At 63.4% G+C, this 16,610-nt stretch carries 12 protein-coding genes; 4 read left to right on the top strand and 8 right to left on the bottom strand.

All coding sequences use genetic code 11. From position 1 onward, the window contains the following. Positions 1 to 70: 70 nt before the first annotated feature. The 5 genes from ACP7AL_RS23390 to ACP7AL_RS23370 all read right to left on the bottom strand — a co-directional run bounded on the left by ACP7AL_RS23390 (position 71) and on the right by ACP7AL_RS23370 (position 10,003). Positions 71 to 1,012, bottom strand: coding sequence for a DUF2493 domain-containing protein (locus tag ACP7AL_RS23390; RefSeq protein WP_425994751.1), 942 nt, complete (start codon positions 1,010 to 1,012; stop codon positions 71 to 73). 319 nt (positions 1,013 to 1,331) lie between these two features. After that, on the bottom strand, positions 1,332 to 2,387 hold the full coding sequence (locus ACP7AL_RS23385) for a DUF7146 domain-containing protein (RefSeq protein WP_425994749.1): 1,056 nt from the start codon (positions 2,385 to 2,387) through the stop codon (positions 1,332 to 1,334). 1 nt (position 2,388) lies between these two features. Continuing rightward, positions 2,389 to 6,684, bottom strand: coding sequence for a strawberry notch-like NTP hydrolase domain-containing protein (locus tag ACP7AL_RS23380; RefSeq protein ID WP_425994747.1), 4,296 nt, complete (start codon positions 6,682 to 6,684; stop codon positions 2,389 to 2,391). Between the two features lie 119 nt (positions 6,685 to 6,803). Further along, positions 6,804 to 8,924 (bottom strand): ParB/RepB/Spo0J family partition protein, encoded by a 2,121-nt coding sequence (locus ACP7AL_RS23375; RefSeq protein WP_425994745.1) that lies wholly within the window; start codon positions 8,922 to 8,924, stop codon positions 6,804 to 6,806. A 128-nt stretch (positions 8,925 to 9,052) separates the two neighbouring features. Continuing rightward, positions 9,053 to 10,003 (bottom strand): ArdC family protein, encoded by a 951-nt coding sequence (locus tag ACP7AL_RS23370; protein ID WP_425994743.1) that lies wholly within the window; start codon positions 10,001 to 10,003, stop codon positions 9,053 to 9,055. 350 nt (positions 10,004 to 10,353) lie between these two features. Here ACP7AL_RS23370 and ACP7AL_RS23365 point away from each other — a divergent pair, with 350 nt between their 5' ends. Beyond that, a complete protein-coding gene (locus ACP7AL_RS23365; protein ID WP_425994741.1) occupies positions 10,354 to 10,653 on the top strand; it encodes an HU family DNA-binding protein in 300 nt (99 codons plus the stop codon). Positions 10,654 to 10,905: 252 nt separating this feature from the next. On the opposite strand, the gene ACP7AL_RS23360 is transcribed toward ACP7AL_RS23365, so the two are convergent. The 3 genes from ACP7AL_RS23360 to ACP7AL_RS23350 are packed head-to-tail and all read right to left on the bottom strand — an operon-like array spanning position 10,906 to position 12,924. Next, complete coding sequence (locus tag ACP7AL_RS23360; RefSeq protein ID WP_425994739.1) at positions 10,906 to 11,313, bottom strand: DUF6527 family protein; 408 nt, start codon at positions 11,311 to 11,313, stop codon at positions 10,906 to 10,908. Between the two features lie 14 nt (positions 11,314 to 11,327). Further along, the gene (locus ACP7AL_RS23355) at positions 11,328 to 12,482 is read right to left on the bottom strand and encodes a ThiF family adenylyltransferase (protein ID WP_425994737.1); all 1,155 of its coding nucleotides are present in this window, start codon (positions 12,480 to 12,482) and stop codon (positions 11,328 to 11,330) included. Next, the gene (locus ACP7AL_RS23350) at positions 12,472 to 12,924 is read right to left on the bottom strand and encodes a multiubiquitin domain-containing protein (RefSeq protein ID WP_425994735.1); all 453 of its coding nucleotides are present in this window, start codon (positions 12,922 to 12,924) and stop codon (positions 12,472 to 12,474) included. The genes ACP7AL_RS23355 and ACP7AL_RS23350 overlap by 11 nt, the downstream gene beginning before the upstream one ends. A gap of 196 nt (positions 12,925 to 13,120) precedes the next feature. Between ACP7AL_RS23350 and ACP7AL_RS23345 the strand changes: the two genes are divergently transcribed. The 3 genes from ACP7AL_RS23345 to ACP7AL_RS23335 all read left to right on the top strand — a co-directional run bounded on the left by ACP7AL_RS23345 (position 13,121) and on the right by ACP7AL_RS23335 (position 16,552). Then, positions 13,121 to 13,492: a helix-turn-helix domain-containing protein gene (locus ACP7AL_RS23345; RefSeq protein ID WP_425994733.1), complete on the top strand. Its 372-nt coding sequence runs from the start codon at positions 13,121 to 13,123 to the stop codon at positions 13,490 to 13,492. Then, a complete protein-coding gene (locus ACP7AL_RS23340) occupies positions 13,485 to 14,345 on the top strand; it encodes an ImmA/IrrE family metallo-endopeptidase (protein ID WP_425994731.1) in 861 nt (286 codons plus the stop codon). The genes ACP7AL_RS23345 and ACP7AL_RS23340 overlap by 8 nt, the downstream gene beginning before the upstream one ends. Positions 14,346 to 14,455: 110 nt before the next feature. After that, positions 14,456 to 16,552 (top strand): ATP-dependent helicase, encoded by a 2,097-nt coding sequence (locus ACP7AL_RS23335; protein WP_425994729.1) that lies wholly within the window; start codon positions 14,456 to 14,458, stop codon positions 16,550 to 16,552. Positions 16,553 to 16,610 lie beyond the last annotated feature (58 nt).

Genomic DNA, 16,610 nt, shown 5'->3' with positions numbered 1-16,610 from the left:
TTCTGCGGCGCGTTTCAATGCGCCGCATCGTGTTTGAAATTCGAGGAAAAGGTCGTGACGCTTACGCGCCTCACTCCTCGGGTTTTTTGCCGAATTTCCAGACCGGGATGCCGAGCTTGCGCGCCTTATCGGCGAGGTTCTCCTGGATGCCGGTGCCGGGGAACACGAGGACGCCGATCGGCAGTACATCGAGCATCGCATCGTTGCGCTTGAACGGCGCGGCCTTGGCGTGCCTGGTCCAGTCCGGCTTGAAAGCGATCTGCGGTACCTTGCGATTGTTGGCCCATTTGGACGCGATCAGTTCGGCACCCTTCGGCGATCCGCCGTGCAGCAGCACCATGTCGGCGTGTTTGATGCGGGTCTTGTCGAGCACGTCCCAGATCAGGCGGTGATCGTTGAAATCGAGTCCGCCGCTGAAGGCAACCTTCGGTCCGGGTGGCAGCATCACCTCGGTCTCGGCCCGGCGCTTGGCGGCGAGATAGTCGCGGCTGTCGATCATGGTCGCGGTGAGCGCGCGGTGGTTGACCATCGACCCGGACCGCGGGCGCCACGCCGTGTGGGTTCGTCGTTCGTAGTGATCGGCGGCATGGTCACGAAAGAATTCCATGGCGTTGCGACGCTCGCTGAGTGTCATGCCCTCGGCGATGAGGCGTTCCAGTTCGACCGACCGCACCTCGGAGCCATCCTGTTCGCGCTGGCCACGCCTTTGCGCCTGCTCGTTATCGTCGAGGTGGCGTGCGATCCGCTCCGTCGCGCGATGGAATAGATTGACGGTCGACCACAAAAGGTCGTCGAGGTCGGGTTCGAGCCGGGTGTCTTCGAGGCTGACGATGAGGGCGTCGAAGATGTCGGCGACGGCGACGGCGGCGATGCGCGGGTCCGGCAGGGGCCGCGGATCGGGTTCGTCCTGGAACGGGCGGTGACCGTAGAGCTGGAGTTCGGTCAGCAGATGATCGGTCGGGGATGATGCCTGCGGCGGCTCGTAGCCGGTGATGTCGTCGTCGGTCGTCATGGCGGCTTCCTTTTGCTCGGATCGGCCGCGCCCACCGCGGCCTTCGTGGCGACGAAAGCCGTCGGGCGGGCCGGACCTGCACCGCTGAAGCGAAGCGGAAGCGGCCGGAGCACAGCGGAGGATGGTGGGGGCCGACTATTTTGTTTCGCGATGTAAAGGCGGGCCTGCCCGCCGACGGAAAATAGTCGGCCATCCGCCATTGCGGGGCCGGACCGTTTGACGGCTCGATCGCCCTCTCAGAAGGCCGGGGACGCGGACCTCTCCGACACGATGAGAAGCCCACAACCGGAGACGACGCATGATCGGAGCGCCGCTTGCCTCACCTCGTCCCGGCGCTGATGTCTGCATGCAAGAAGCGGCCAACGTCTTCCGGGGCGATCTGCACCCGCATCGCCGCCCGTAACGCACCGACGCCGAGACGCCGCAGATCTCCGTTAAAATCGCCGCAGCGTGGCGACAGCGTGATCGCCTCGATCCCGGCCGCCTGTGCTCGTGCACTCAAACTTTCCATCGCGCTATCGCCTGCCGGATCGTCATCGCGCACGATATAGAGACGGCGCAGCGTTGCCGGAAACAGGATGGCGGAAAGATGCGCCGCCGAGAGCGCGGCATTCATCGGCAGGGTCGTCATGACGCAGCGGAGCGACAACATGGTCTCGATGCCCTCGCCCGCCGCCATCACGTCGTCGGCAACACCGAAGCGGACAGCGTTGCCGAGGAGATGGCCCATCGCGCGTCGCGGCGTGTCGACTGGCGCCTTGTCGCAACCGGATGGGTCGAGCCAGGTGCGATGTGCGCCGGTGATGTGGCCTTCGAGATTGGTCACGGCAGCGATCATCGCCGGCCAGATCTGCGTCGGCGCGTCGGCATCGGGGCGATAATAGCAGCGCGGGTGGAATCGCAGTGCGCTGACGTCATCAAAATGGGTGATACCGCGGTGGCGCAAATAGAATTCGACGAGCGTGCCGGCGATCGGCCGCGATATCGCAATCAGCCGGCGGGCCGATTCCGGCGAGCCCATTGGCGCGGGCGATAAGCTCCTAGGAATTCCGGGCCTCGGCTCGGGCCGTGGCAGACTGAGGAAACTTCGTGCCTCCTCGGCGACGTCATGGAAATCGACCAAGCCGCAGCTTTCGCGGATGACGTCGAGCAAGTCGCCGTGCTGGCCGGTCGCCGCGTCGGTCCATTTTCCGGGACGGCGTTTGCCGGACGGGTCGCCGGAGAGCCGCACGAACATCGAGCGGCCCTGCGTATTCTTGGCGTCGCCGACCTGCCAGTAGTTTCCGACCCTGCACCCGTGGGAGAGATAATGTCGGCACACCGCTTCGGCCTCGCGCGCGAGGCGATGCGCCAGCTCTGCCGCATCATGCGCCATGTTACGCCGCCGCCCTGTCGGCGATACGCGCAATCGGGTAGCGCTCCAGCACCTTGGCAAGGATCGCTGGGCCGGTTGCATCGACTGGAACGAAGAACCGCAGCTTCCAGGAGATGATCTCGCTGAACAGACCATAGGCGCGCAGCCGGTCGCGCATCACATCTGTAAAGCCGGAAAGTTCGATCCGGTTGGCGCCCATCACGCGCGCGCGTCGAAGCTGAAGACCCTCGGCAAGATCGAGAATGGTCTTGCCGTCCATCAGCGCGGTGAAGGCGGCATCCGGAGATAGAGTTGAAGTCCCCGCCTCCAAAGCACTGGTGACCCAGGCCGGGGAGACCTTGCGGCCGATGATGCGCTCGCCGCTGTCGGTCTGAAGCCGATAGACCCGTGTCGATTCGTTCGGGAGACGCTTCCAGATCGGCAGCAGCAGACCGGCGACAATATGGATCTCGCTGTTTGTGAACGGCGGGACCTCCGCGACTTCGGCCTGCCAGGATCTCGTAAAGCCGTCGCGGTTGGCTTCCTGCCAATGGGTCTGCGGCATTGCCGCCAAAGGCATGGCGGCATGCTCCATCGGCCGGATCAGCCGAATGCGGCGTTCCACCTCGCCGTCGTCGAGCATCACGCTGCGCGCCGGCACCTGGACGGCGGCTCGGCCTGACTGGGTGTTGATCAGCAGCAAGGCGCGCGGGTCGGACAGACGCTCGAACGCCTCGTCGAGCGTCACCGGGCGGTTGCGCTCGCGCTGCGTGATCGTCAGGAGCCGGGTTTCGGCGGATGTGCCAGGATGGGTGTAGATCGTCTCGCGCGCGGAGACGGTAAAGCTCTCGGCCCGCAGCGTCTCCAGCCCGACATCGTAGGTGCCACTGGCAATCGCACCCTCGATGCGTGCGGTCAGCAACTGCTCGAACGCCGTGAACAGGATGTTCTGCAGGTCGATGGTCAGCGCCAGCAGGCGATTGAGGAACGTGGTGATCGGCGGCAGATCGTCCTTGATGCCCCCTGAGTCCGTCAGCTTCAATCCGGTCTCATCCTCGAACGCTTGAAGCGAACAGCCCGCGACCTTGCCGGTGACGAGCACGACATAGAGCTGGCGCAGCGCATCGCGCGCGTAATGGCTTTCGAGATTGTCCTCGGCGCGGAACAGGCCCTGCCCGCCGGTCTGGCGCTGGCCCTTGGTGATGGCGCCCAGCGTGTCGAGACGCCGCGCGATGGTCGAGAGGAATCGCTTCTCGGCCTTCACGTTTGTCGCAATCGGGCGGAACAGCGGCGGCTGCGCCTGATTGGTGCGGTTGGTACGGCCCAGTCCCTGAATAGCGGCGTCGGCCTTCCAACCGGCCTCCAGGAGATAATGTATGCGGAGACGCCGATTCCTGGCCGAGAGCTCGGCGTGATATGAGCGCCCGGTGCCGCCGGCGTCCGAAAACACCAGGATACGCTTGAGGTCATCCATGAATGCTTGGGTCTCGCCGAGATTGGCGGAACCAGCGCGGTTCTCGACCACCAGCCGATCGACGTGGTCTGCCCCGGTCTTGCGGATGATGCGCCGCGAGCGGCCTGTGACTTCCGCCACCATGTCCGTACCGAAACGCTGAACGATCTGGTCGAGCGCGCCGTGGATAGGCGACAGCGACGCAAGTTTCTCGATCAGCCGATCGCGGCGGGCGACCGCGTCCCGGCATTGCACCGGCTGGCCGTCTCGGAATACCGGCCGCGACGACAGATCGCCCTCGCTGGTGGTGAACGGCTCATAGAGCTGGGTCGGGAAGGAGTGCGCGAGATAATCCAGCACATATTCGCGCGGCGTGATGTCGACCTGGACGTCGCCCCATTCCTCGGTCGGAATCTCGGCGAGGCGCCGCTCCATCAGTGCCTCGCCTGTCGAGACGATCTGGATCACGGCGGCGTGGCCGGCTTTCAGATCGCGCTCGACTGACGCGATCAGCGACGGCGTCTTCATCGCGGTAATGAGATGATTGAAGAACCGCTGCTTGGCAGATTCGAACGCCGACCGCGCGGCCGACTTGGCCTGCGCGTTCAGCGTGCCGGTCGCGCCGGTGATATTCGCAGCCTTCATCGCGGCGTCGAGATTGTTATGGATGACGCTGAAGGCGCCGGCATAGGCGTCGTAGATGCGGATCTGCTCGTCGGTGAGTTTATGTTCGACCAGCTCGTATTCGACGCCGTCATAGGAGAGCGACCGCGCGGCATAGAGACCGAGCGCCTTGAGGTCGCGCGCGAGCACTTCCATCGCCGCGACGCCGCCCGCCTCGATCGCCTCGACAAACTCACCGCGCGTCGCAAACGGAAAGTCCTCGCCGCCCCACAATCCGAGACGTTGGGCGTAAGCGAGATTGTGCACCGTGGTCGCGCCGGTCGCCGAGACATAGACCACGCGCGCGCTCGGCAGCGCATGTTGCAGGCGAAGCCCGGCGCGGCCCTGCTGCGAGGCCGCGACATCACCGCGTTCACCCTTCCCGCCTCCGGCATTTTGCATCGCGTGAGACTCGTCGAAGATGATGACGCCGTCGAAGTTGGCGCCCAACCATTCCACGATCTGTCTGACCCGCGATACCTTCTCGTCACGCGCGTCGGAGCGTAGCGTGGCATAGGTTGTAAAAAGGATGCCTTGCTCAAGGCGGATCGGCGTGCCCTGGCGAAAGCGCGACAGCGGCGTGATCAGCAACCGCTCCATGCCGAGTGCCGACCAGTCGCGCTGGGCATCCTCGATCAGCTTGTCGGATTTGGAGATCCAGACCGCACGGCGGCGGCCCTTCAGCCAGTTGTCGAGCAGGATGCCCGCGGCTTGCCGGCCTTTGCCAGCGCCGGTGCCGTCGCCCAGGAACCAGCCGCACCGAAAACGCACCGCATATTCGGCATCGTCGGACGCGGCCGAGACGGCGTCGAAGGTTTCGTCGACCGTCCACGACCCGGCAAGAAAGCGGGAATGCGCCTCCCCGGCGTAGATCATGGATTCAAGCTGGGCATCGGACAGCAATCCGGCCGGCACGGTATTCGCTAGAACATGCGGGCGGTAACTCGGTTGCGGCGGCGCGACCGATGCCATCGCCGCCGATTGCACGAGTTTGGTCGGATGCGCGCACGCGCCGGGAATCCGGATCGACTGCAATCCGTATTCTTCATACAGCGCGTCGGTGATATTGCCGCCCTCAACCGGTTTCCAATCGATGACCTCATAGGCAAGCTCGATCGCTTCGGGTTCGGGAGCCGACGCCGGGATGGAGGAAGGGCGCGAGACGACAGGACGCGATGCGCCGGTGGCCACCGATCGAACGATGATCGGGCTGTCCAACGGGGCCGTGATCGGCAGCCGCGCCGGCACGCGTTCGGCGATCCAGCGGAGCAACGTGGCAACGTCAGGCGCGAGACCGGGCGAAGCTGGAAACGCGGTCGGATCGTCGGCCGCGCGCTTATCGATCACGGTGAGGCGCGTATCCATGGCGGTGCCGTGCCGGGCATAGACCGCCCCGTCGATCGCGGCCGAGAACACGATCCTCCCCCGCTCCTGCAAGCCGACGAACGCGTCGCGCCACACCGGACTATCCGGTGCGCAGTTCGCTCCGGTGATCGTGATCAGACGACCGCCATCGGTGAGCCGCGCCAGCGCCGACGAGATATGACGCAGCGCCGCGTCGGCAATGCGACGATCGACATGTGCGACGGCCGAGAATGGTGGGTTCATCAGCACGACGCTCGGCGTGATGCCGGCGTCGAGATGATCGTCGATATGTGCTGCATCGAAACGGGTGACGGGAACGGCAGGAAAGAGCAGTGAGAGAAGCGAAGCGCGAGCATCGGCGAGTTCGTTGAGCACGAGGGACGCGCCTGACAATTCCGCGAGAATGGCGAGCAAGCCTGTACCAGCCGACGGTTCGAGCACGATGTCGGAGGGCGTGATCGCGGCTGCGACTGAGGCTGCAAGACCAAGCGGGATCGGAGTCGAGAACTGCTGAAACGCATCGCTCTCTTCCGATCGCCGCGTGTGGGTGGGAAGAAGGCCCACAACCTTCGCCAGCATCGGCAGCATAGCGGGCGGCGACGCAGCACGCGCCCGCATCGCTGGACCGAATTTGCGGACGAACAAGACCGTCGCGGCCTCGCAGACGTCGTAGGCGGTCTTCCAGTCCCAAGCACCACCGGCATCGGAACCGGCGAAGGCGGATTCCATCGCCGCGCGCAGGCTGGCGGCGTCGACGCGACGGCCACGTTCGAGGTGGGAAAGGATCAGTCGCGCGGCCACAACGATACGAGCGGCGGGATTGGCATTTTCAAACATATCGGTCTCCTGAAATGGAAAAGCCCGGCGCGTCCCTGTCGCTGCAGGGGCCGGGCATGTGATGGGATGCTGTGAGATGGAGAGATGCGGAGCGGCTGGCGCCGCCCCGCGTTGGTCAATCATTCCGCCGCGATGACATGCGGCTGATCTTCATCGGCGTCGGGCTGGACTTCGTCGTCACCGGCGAGGAACGCGGGCAACGATTCCGCTTCACCGGCCGCCGCATCGGCCACAACTTCGGCATCGGCGGAACGCAGCGGCTCGGGCAGCCAGCCGGTGCCCTCCAACAGCCGCTCGGCCTCGCGCGCCATATCGCCCTTCTTGAGGTGGTCGATGAGCTGCACGGACGGTTCGCCCTTGGCCTCGCGCACCGCTTCCAGAATGCGGGGCTTGGTGACGCGGCCGAGATAGTTATCGACGCCGGTCTTCCAGCCCGCCGCCGCCATGTCGAGACCGACGGCGCGCGCCAGGACATCGGCCTGATCGAGTCTGCGGCGAACGCCATGCGCGGAGACGCGGCCCTCATTATATCGGTTGGCCGGTTCGTAGAGGGCGTTGACGCTGAGCGAGGCGCAATGCGCGAGCAACGATGCCTGTTCGGTCGCGTCGAACGCCATCAGTGCGTCCCAAAGCCCGCCGTCCTCCTTCGGCAATCGTGCCTTCCACACATCGTGACGCGCATCAATCGCCTTGGCCGAGGCGCAGTCGTTCAGTCCCGGCGCCTGGGCGGGAAGCGTCGGGGAGCGCACCGCGATTTCCAGACATCCGCTCGATGACGCGAAGCGATAGAACGTCGCCAAGACAAAGTTGTGCAGCACCGCCACGAAAGCCACCGACGTGTGGGTTGCCAAAGCATCGCGCAACGCCAGCGTCCGATGCGCGGTCAGGTCGGTCATGAGCCGATCCGGCAGCGGCTTGATCGCGTCGTCCTCATCATCTTCCGGTTCGGCCGGCGCGCCGCCGACCGTGATGATGGCGCGTTGGACCGCCACGTCGGCCTCGTCGCCGTCAGCGGTTTCAACGCCAACGTCGGATGCCGCCTCGATGTCAACGCCGAGAGGCGCTTCGTCCTCTCGCCGCACATAGCCGCGGTCGACTGACAGCGCGCCTTCGTCATCGACGCTGATGAAGACGCCGGCACGGGCGATCTCGGCCGGATCGTAGATCACCGGCCGGGCGTCGAAGGCGGATAGCGCCGCCTCGATTTCGCCGAGCCGTTGATCGATCTCGTCGGGCAGTTCGTCGGCTTCGGCGTATTCGGCCCCCAGCTTGTCGTACTCGGCCTTCAACGCCTCGATCGACGCCCGTTCGTCGTCGGTCAGATCGGCCGGGACGCCCTCCAACTCGCGCAGGTCCTCGGTGTGGCCATAGGGGAAATTGACCGCCACCGCGATCCACTTCCAGCCTTCGGCCCCAATGATTTCAGCCTCCGCCGTCAGCTTCTCGGTGACGAGGCGATCAAGCAACGGCACATCCTGCAGCCACCCGCCGTCATCGTGTTCGAACAGGTCGCGCATGACGGCGCCACCGGCCTGCTCATAGACGTCGAGCCCGACGAACTGGGCGCGACGGTCCGAAGCGCGGACGGTGTTCTCCGTCAGCATTCGTCTGATCTGGTACGGCTCGTCAAGTTGGGAGCGGCTGACATTGTCCCAGACCTGCTCTTGCCGCGCCTTGTCGGCGGTGACCGAGAACGCCATCAACTGTTCGAGCGTCATGCCGTCGTCGGCATAGACGTCGTGCAGCTTCGGGGATACCGATGCGAGACGCAGGCGTTGCTTGACGATCGCCGACGACACGAAGTGCCGGGCGGCGATGTCGTCCTCGCTCATGCCGCCATCACGCAGCAGCTTGAACGTGCGGAACTGGTCGAGCGGATGCAGACCGACCCGCTCATCGTTCTCAGCCAGGGAATCGTCCTCGGCGAGACCGTCGTCACGGATCACGCAAGGCACAAGCTGTGTCTTCGTCATGCGCTTCTGCTTCACCAGCAGTTCGAGGGCGCGATAACGCCGGCCGCCGGCCGGCACCTCGAACATGCCGGTCTCCTTGCCGTCTTGGTCGAGGACCGCCCGGACGCTCAGGCTTTGCAGCAAGGTGCGAAGTGCGATGCTCTCCGCCAGTTGCTCGATTGACACGCCGGCCTTGACGCGGCGGACGTTGGACTGGCTCAAGACCAGCTTGTTGAAGGGGATGTCGCGCGAGGGACTGAGTTTGATTTTCTGAACGGCTGTAGCCATGTCGATCACTCCACGACGGGCGGCCGAAAGGCTCTCTCTCGACCTCCAACCCGTCGCGGACACCCCGGCCCCCCTCTCACTCTCAAGCGCGCCGCAACGACGAACGGCTGAGGTAGAAGGCGAACGCATCACGCGGCCTCCTCGTTGCCCTCGGCGCCGGCGTCGATGGCGTGCGGCAGGAATGCGAGCAGGAAATCGGACGCCTTCGATGCCGCGCTCGCCGCGCGCACCACGGCGCGGTTATCCTCGCGCAGCACCTCCAGCCACGAGCCGATGTAATCGGCGTGGCGCACCGTCGGCACGATGCCGAGCGAGGCGCAGACGAAGGCGCCGGCGATTTCCGCGACCAGTTCTTCGCGCGCGTAGCATTTCGAGCCGAACGAACCGGAATGATCGCGCTTGAGCCGGCCGGCGGCGCCGGTCCAATGACCGAGTTCATGGAAGGCGGTGCGGTGCCAATTGATCGGCTCGAAATAGGCGCCCGACGGCGGCACCTGCACAAAGTCACCCGTGACATTATAATAGGCGCGTGCGCCGCCGATGCGGAAATCCGCACCGGTCGCGGCGATCAAAGCCTCGGCCTGCGGCTCGATCTGGCCCGGCGGTGGCGGAACGATCGATGCGGCGATCTCTTCGGGCAAGCCGTCGCATTGGTCGGTGTTGAAGACGGTGAAGCGCTTGAGGAACGGGATCGCACTTGGCTCTTCGCCAGTCTCGGCGGCGCGCCGGCGTTCGTCTTCCGGCGTGAAACGATCGGCGTAAACGACGGTTGTACCGCGTTCGCCTTTCCTGACATGGCCGCCGAGCCCAAGCGCCTGGCGGAAGGTCAGCCAGCTCTGGCCCGAGTAGCCGCGTTCGATGACGGCGCCCCACAGGATTAGCACGTTGATGCCGGAGTACCGGCGCTGCGTGGTGGCGTTGCGCGGCATCGCCAGCGGTGCCTTGACCGCCGCCGTGCCCCATGGCTGAACCCATGGCACCCGCCCGGCTTCCAACTCGGCGATGATCTTGTCGGTGATTTCCGTGTAAAGGCTCGCCCGCTCCTGGCCGGCGCGCACGCTGCGATCATGTCTGGACATCGCGGTTCTCCGCGACGGGCGCCGGAAGCCTCTCTCCCGACCCTTAACCCGTCGCGGCAACCCCGGTCCGCACTCTCACTCTCATTCGCGACGAATCCGCACCCGACGCAGGAGATCGCGCCCGGGACGCGCGCCACACCTCTGGCGTCAGGGATGGATGCCCGCAGGGTGAAGACCCGCAGCTCGCGGGGCTTCAGCGCAGCCGACAGCCCGGCCCGTAGGGCGACGCCACATGAATCCGCGGTTTCCAAGGCCGCCAGAACGATTGGCGCCAGCGGCAACGCCGGAAATCCCTGATTTTCACGGATTCTCGCTCTATGCTCGCGGCTTCACGAATCAGAGGAGCCATGATGGCAACGCAGATGACGAAATCGCAGTTGATCGAGCAGATTGCGACCAAGAACGAACTGGCCAAGAAGGACGTCAAAGGCGTCATCGAGACGCTCGCCGAGATCGGCTACAAGGAGCTGAAGAAGAACGGCGTGTTTCTCGTCCCCGGCTTTGCCAAATTCGTCGTCATCAAGAAGCCTGCCACCAAGGCCCGCGAAGGCACCAACCCTTTCACGGGCGAGGCGATGACCTTCAAGGCGAAACCGGCGCGCAAGATTGTCAGGGCACGCCCAGTCAAAGCTGCGAAGGACGCGGTGTAGCAGTTGGTCGCGACACCGGCGCGCCAGATCTACGCTGGTCTGGAGCCGCTATGACACGAACGTTCGATTCTCGTCGGTGACCGGACATGCCGAAAATAGGAGCCGCGTCGTGCTACGGTCCAGTTGCGGACATCGGCCGCCGCGAGGATAGCGGACGTTACTAACCGCGCTGACGTGCTCCCCTTAAACAAGCAAAGCCGAGCCTAATTTGTGACCCGTTGAAATCGAGGAAGCACGTCAACGACGCGGAATTCAGATCCGCAGAAACGACCTAAGCTTATGGTATGCTCTCGCGATTGCGGCCCGGACTCGGCGGCTCCAAGACTGCGCCTTCGCATCACGAACGGCATGCCGGGCGATTTGACCGCGCATGACCGACATGGCCATGGCGTCTGAAAAAGCCGGCAACCACTCGACCCGGCCAGCGCTGATGTAATAGTGCGATTTGCACGGCGCGTCACACACGGCGATGGATGGGCGAACCGTGGCCATGCCGCCTTCCGACGTAATCTGATGACTGTCCGGCACCAACAGGCTGACGCGATGACCGCAACCGCAGGCGCAGAGCAGCGCGCCAACCTCAAATTCTTCGCTATGGTAGACGACGCCGTTGCTGAGCGGCTTGGGTATGCGCTCGACAGCCTGATAAATGTATCTCACCCTGCCCGCCTTTCTCAATCGATCTCGAACGTCACCGAGTCAAAGATATACGATGTCGCGGCGCCTTCCCGGTCGAACAAGCCGAAGCGCTGTTTGAACCGGATCACGGCCATCGTCGCGTTCAGCGCATTCAATTCCGTGATTTGGGCATGTTTGCGGTATTCGTCGTCTTTGGCGTTTTCGACCGGCAGACGCACCGTGCCGACATTGTCGTCAAACGCCTTGCGATCGACGCCGGTGATACGCACAAATCCGCTGAGGCCGACGATTGAGCGGTTGAGACCCATGCCGCAGTCGACGAACGGAACGTCATTGGCGCTCAGCCAATCCACGATCAGACGACGCGCAGGGCCGTCATCGACGGAAACGAAGACGAAATCAAACTCCTTCAGGCGCGCGACGTTCTCGGATGTGATGCGCTCTGCGACCGGCTCGATCCCTGCGTGCCATTGGTCGTAATGTCGCGCCAGCACGTCGACCTTGAGCTTGCCGATGGCTTGCGAAATGAACCCCGGCAGCCTGAAGATCGTATGCACATGCACCTTGTCGTCGTCGAACAGCGCGATCTTCTCCAGATGCGTTCGCGCGAGGAAATCGAGAATATAGGAGCCCGTGCCGCCGAGGCCGATGATCGCGACTTTCTTGCCGCGCAGGAGGGCTGAGAGATCATTGATGTGATAGCGCGACGACATCGTATCCGGAAACCGGAGCGGCGAGCCCTGTGCCGCAGCCTTGACTGCGATGGCGCGCAAGGGCGTCGCCTGTGGATAGGCGGTCATCGCCGGCGCCGTGATTGTATCGAGATAAGTCTGCACCTTTTCTTCAAACGAGCGGTAGGTGCGCATCGCGCCGTTTTCATCGTGCAGTTTGAAAGAGAACGAGAAGTCGGTGACGAGGTCAGGTGTGACCGTGACGCGATCCGGGCCGCCGCCTAACCTAAGCTCGCGCCCCTGCTGATCACAAGGCCTGCTGCCGCGCCACCACGCCTGGTGGTTTGGGGGCGGATCGATGACGGCCCCGTTCAGATCGACGGGGCTTGCCCAGTCTCCATGCTGGAGCTGGCCGTCTTTATCGAGATACGGCAGACCGTAGAAGACGAGGTACCCGCCGACAAAGTCGATCAGATACCCCGTTTCCTCGAAGTCCTTGAGGAAGGCGTTATGATTCACCAGTTCCGGCAACCCGAAAGCGCATGCCATCTTTCACCTTTACTTTCTGACCGGGCGCCAAGGTTCCGCTCGGATTTTCGACAGGGCCATGTGAGTATTTGACGAGATATTCGTTCGACGGCTTGCCACCGCTGCCGAGATAGAGATCCACGACCCGGGCGTAAGTGATCTCTTTCGTATCGATCTCGTGGTCATCGCCATTGACGAGGATGTCGAACACCTTCTGGCTGTAGAAGTGCTCATCCTGCGTCAGATGGATCAGGGTCTCATCGCGCGGGATCTGCTCGTCTTCCTCGTCGCCCTCAACCTCGCGGTAGAGCTTCTCGTGCTTGGCGATGTCGGTAAGCGCGTACAGCGCCTCTCCCGTCGTGGGATTGGGCGACTGGTACGCCACCCGGTTGATGTGGACGCGCACCAAGTGCGCTTCGACAATGACAGACATTTCAGTTTTCCTTCTCCGCGTGTTGCGGCGCTTGCGTTTGACCCTGGCCGGTGGCATCTTGGTGTCCGGCCAGACAACAGAAAGGGCCTGAAAAAGCCCCGCACTGGTAACGGCCAGATTGGGGCCTGTTGTCTGTCCAGACAACAATGCGACATTACATAAGCTTTGTCAAGGATAGCGGATGCCGGAATCAGCGATGGGTGTTTGGTTGAAGGGCCTGAGGGAGGGCAGCAAGCTGACCTTGAGAGATCTGGCGCAGCGCAGCGAAGTCGATCACGCTTACATTCACCGGCTTGAGACGGGTGCGAAGGAGTCGCCATCGGACGAGGTGGTGAACAAGCTGAGCGTTGCCCTGTCGCCAAAGGAGCGCGATGCCGAAATATTCCGGTTTCTCGCTAACCATCCTAATGTCGACGTCGGTATGCTGAATTTCGTCCGCGAGAACGCAGATGTCACGTTCGCGGAATTTCACATGCTCACCACGGTGGTGAACCGGGGCACTCGACCTGACTACGCGACCTCGCTCGCCCGTATCCGTCGGATTCTGCAGGAGGATGACGATGGATGAACTGTCCGTCGCCATGAAGGCCCGAGAGTTTATCGCAAGCTGCGGGCCTTCGGCGCTCCCGGTGCTGGTTGAGAGGTATGCGGCCGAGATTGGCGGCTCGATCAACCAAGATACGCTTGGCGAAAATGAAGATGCGTGGTCCGTCAGGCTGCCATCGGGCAAATACAGAATCTGTGTGAACTGCGCTCACAACAGCAGGCGGCAGCGATTCAGTATCTGCCACGAGGTGGCTCATGCGGTTTTGGAAATCCCGGCAGATCATGCCCAGCCGAGCTGGCGTTACACGCAACGACCGCAAGGCGAAATCTTTTGCGATACCTTCGCAGCCGAACTTCTGCTGCCGTACAAGCTCTTCAAACCGCGCGTGGATATGGCGGATATGGGTCTCGCGGCGGTCAACGCGCTGGCAGACGAGTTCGATGCCTCATTGATCTCGACAGGATCCCGCTTCGCCACGTTCTCCCGCGCACCTTGCGCCTTTGTGCTCGCTGAAGGCGGCAAAGTCCGCTACAGCGCCCGATCTGCCGCCCTTCGCGATGCGCGAGCCTGGATTAAATCAGGTTCGGCTTTACCAACGAGTTCCTACAGCGCCCGCGCGCGCGCAGGTGAAAAACCGACAGGCCCTGAAGAAGCAGCGCCGGAGGAATGGTTTGAGGATTGGGAGCGTGAGGGCGCGCTCTACGAAGACGTGCTTCATCTTGATCGATGGGATCAGACGCTGACATTGCTGTGGTTTGAAGAGGACGAAGTTCCCCCGCCACGGCCGGAGCGAAAGCAGTGGGAAGAGCGGTCCTACGGTCTGCGCGAACTCGACGGTACCCTGCCTTGGCCGAGCGGGAAGAAGCGTCGATAGCGCCAAAGAAGGCAGCAGCGACAATCGCAGCCAAGACAAGGCCGCGAATTCATTCGACTTAAAGCCTCGTTCATGGTTTGTACCATAGGCTCGGGATTCGGGGCGAGAGCATGCTGCAGCAGGTCAGAACGGCAAATGGACAGGGATTAGGCGCGGCCTATCTCGATGCGCTGAATGCTGAGCAGCGGCGGGCGGTCGAGCATGGTTGCGATGTCCTGGCTGAGGCCCCACCCCTTCTGATCATCGCCGGCGCCGGCTCGGGCAAGACCAACACGCTTGCGCACCGTGTCGCGCATCTCGTCGTTTCGGGCGCCGACCCGCGACGCATCATGCTGCTGACGTTTTCGCGTCGGGCGGCAGTCGAGATGCAACGCCGCGTGGAACGGATCATGAAAAAAGCGCTCGGCCCGAAGTCAGGCGTGATGGCAGACGCCCTCGCCTGGTCGGGGACGTTTCATGCGATGGGCGCGCGACTGCTGCGCGAGTATGCGACCGATATCGGACTGGACGCTGCCTTCACGATCCATGATCGGGAAGACTCCGCCGACCTCATCAATCTCGTGCGGCACGATCTTGGCTTCTCGAAGATGGAGAAGCGTTTTCCGATGAAGGACACATGCCTTGCGATCTACTCACGGGCGGTGAACGCGGAACTGCCGCTCGGCGAAGTTCTCGGCGCGACCTTTCCATGGTGCGCGGAATGGGAAGCCGAATTGCGGAAACTGTTCAGCGGCTATGTCGAGGCCAAGCAGAAGCAGAACGTGCTCGACTACGATGACCTGTTGCTTTGCTGGTCGCAAATGATGATGGCGCCCGCGCTTGCCGACGATCTGTCAGGCCGCTTCGATCATGTCCTCATCGACGAATATCAGGATACCAACCGCCTCCAGGCGTCGATCCTACTCAACTTCAAGCCGACCGGGCGCGGCCTGACCGTCGTCGGCGACGACGCGCAATCGATCTATTCGTTTCGTGCGGCCACAGTGCGCAACATCCTGGACTTTCCCGGACACTTCACGCCCAAAGCCGAGTTGATCACGCTGGAACAGAACTACCGCTCCACCCAGCCCATTCTTGCCGCGGCCAACGCCGTGATCGATCTCGCTGCCGAGCGCTTCACCAAGAACCTCTGGTCGAACCGGCCCTCCTCCGATCTGCCCGCGCTTGTGAACGTCGCCGATGACAATGCGCAAGCGGGATATATCGTCGAGACTATCCTCGCCAACCGCGAAGCCGGGACTCGCTTGAAGTCACAGGCTGTTCTGTTCCGGACGTCGAGCCACAGCGCAACGCTTGAACTCGAGCTGACCCGGCGCAACATCCCGTTCGTCAAATTCGGCGGCCTCAAATTCCTCGAAGCGGCTCACATCAAAGACGTGCTGGCGACCCTGCGCTGGGCGCACAATCTGCGCGACCGCGTGGCCGGATTCCGGGTTGCTCAGCTTCTGCCCGGCATCGGCCCCGGCACAGCGGCAAAGTTTCTCGATGGGATTGCCGCGGGCGGCAATGCGGCTGCGGGTCTGGATGGCTTCCGGCCACCCTCGGCCGCGGCGGAGCATTGGCAGAATTTCGTCGAGACCATGAGCACGCTACATCTCGGCGCCGCGGGTTGGCCGGCCGAACTCGACCTCGCCTGCCGCTGGTATCTGCCGTTCATGGCGCAGCGTTACGAGGACGCCGCTCACCGTGAGGCCGACCTCAGCCAGCTCGCGCAGATTGCCGCGACCTATCCGACGCGCGAGCGGTTCCTGACCGAACTGACCCTCGATCCACCTGATGCCACCAGTGACCAAGCCGGGCCGCCGCTGCTTGACGAAGATTATCTGATCCTCTCCACCATCCATTCCGCCAAGGGACAGGAATGGTCGTCGGTATTCGTCCTCAACGTCGTGGACGGCTGCATCCCTTCCGACCTCGGCGTCGGCTCGACGCCGGAGGTCGAGGAGGAGCGCCGCTTGCTGTACGTCGCCATGACCCGTGCCAAGGATCAGCTTCATCTGATGGTGCCGCAGCGTTTCTTCACCCACGGCCAGCGCAGTTTCGGGGATCGCCACGTCTATGCCCAGCGCACGCGTTTCATTCCGAATGCGATGACGAAGCATTTCCAGAGTTGCCATTGGCCCCGGCCAAAGGCCGGCAGCGCTCCGGCACGAGCGGCCCGCGCCCCCATCGACGTGAAGTCACGCATGCGCGGCATGTGGGGATGAGCCGTCTCTGCCAGCCTTCGCCTCACACGTCTTTGGCCGAGGTCATCCGAACATCGCC

The organism is Afipia sp. DC4300-2b1 (genome assembly GCF_049895725.1).
Classification (GTDB): domain Bacteria; phylum Pseudomonadota; class Alphaproteobacteria; order Rhizobiales; family Xanthobacteraceae; genus Afipia; species Afipia broomeae.
The sequence above is the reverse complement of the archived record's forward strand: the minus strand, read 5'-3'. Positions and strand labels throughout refer to the sequence as shown.

Coding starts and splice junctions, on each gene's coding strand:
- ACP7AL_RS23390 (WP_425994751.1), bottom strand. CDS start 1,012: ATGACGACCGACGACGACATCACCGGCTACGAGCCGCCGCAGGCATCA.
- ACP7AL_RS23385 (WP_425994749.1), bottom strand. CDS start 2,387: ATGGCGCATGATGCGGCAGAGCTGGCGCATCGCCTCGCGCGCGAGGCC.
- ACP7AL_RS23380 (WP_425994747.1), bottom strand. CDS start 6,684: ATGTTTGAAAATGCCAATCCCGCCGCTCGTATCGTTGTGGCCGCGCGA.
- ACP7AL_RS23375 (WP_425994745.1), bottom strand. CDS start 8,924: ATGGCTACAGCCGTTCAGAAAATCAAACTCAGTCCCTCGCGCGACATC.
- ACP7AL_RS23370 (WP_425994743.1), bottom strand. CDS start 10,003: ATGTCCAGACATGATCGCAGCGTGCGCGCCGGCCAGGAGCGGGCGAGC.
- ACP7AL_RS23365 (WP_425994741.1), top strand. CDS start 10,354: ATGGCAACGCAGATGACGAAATCGCAGTTGATCGAGCAGATTGCGACC.
- ACP7AL_RS23350 (WP_425994735.1), bottom strand. CDS start 12,924: ATGTCTGTCATTGTCGAAGCGCACTTGGTGCGCGTCCACATCAACCGG.
- ACP7AL_RS23345 (WP_425994733.1), top strand. CDS start 13,121: ATGGGTGTTTGGTTGAAGGGCCTGAGGGAGGGCAGCAAGCTGACCTTG.
- ACP7AL_RS23340 (WP_425994731.1), top strand. CDS start 13,485: ATGGATGAACTGTCCGTCGCCATGAAGGCCCGAGAGTTTATCGCAAGC.
- ACP7AL_RS23335 (WP_425994729.1), top strand. CDS start 14,456: ATGCTGCAGCAGGTCAGAACGGCAAATGGACAGGGATTAGGCGCGGCC.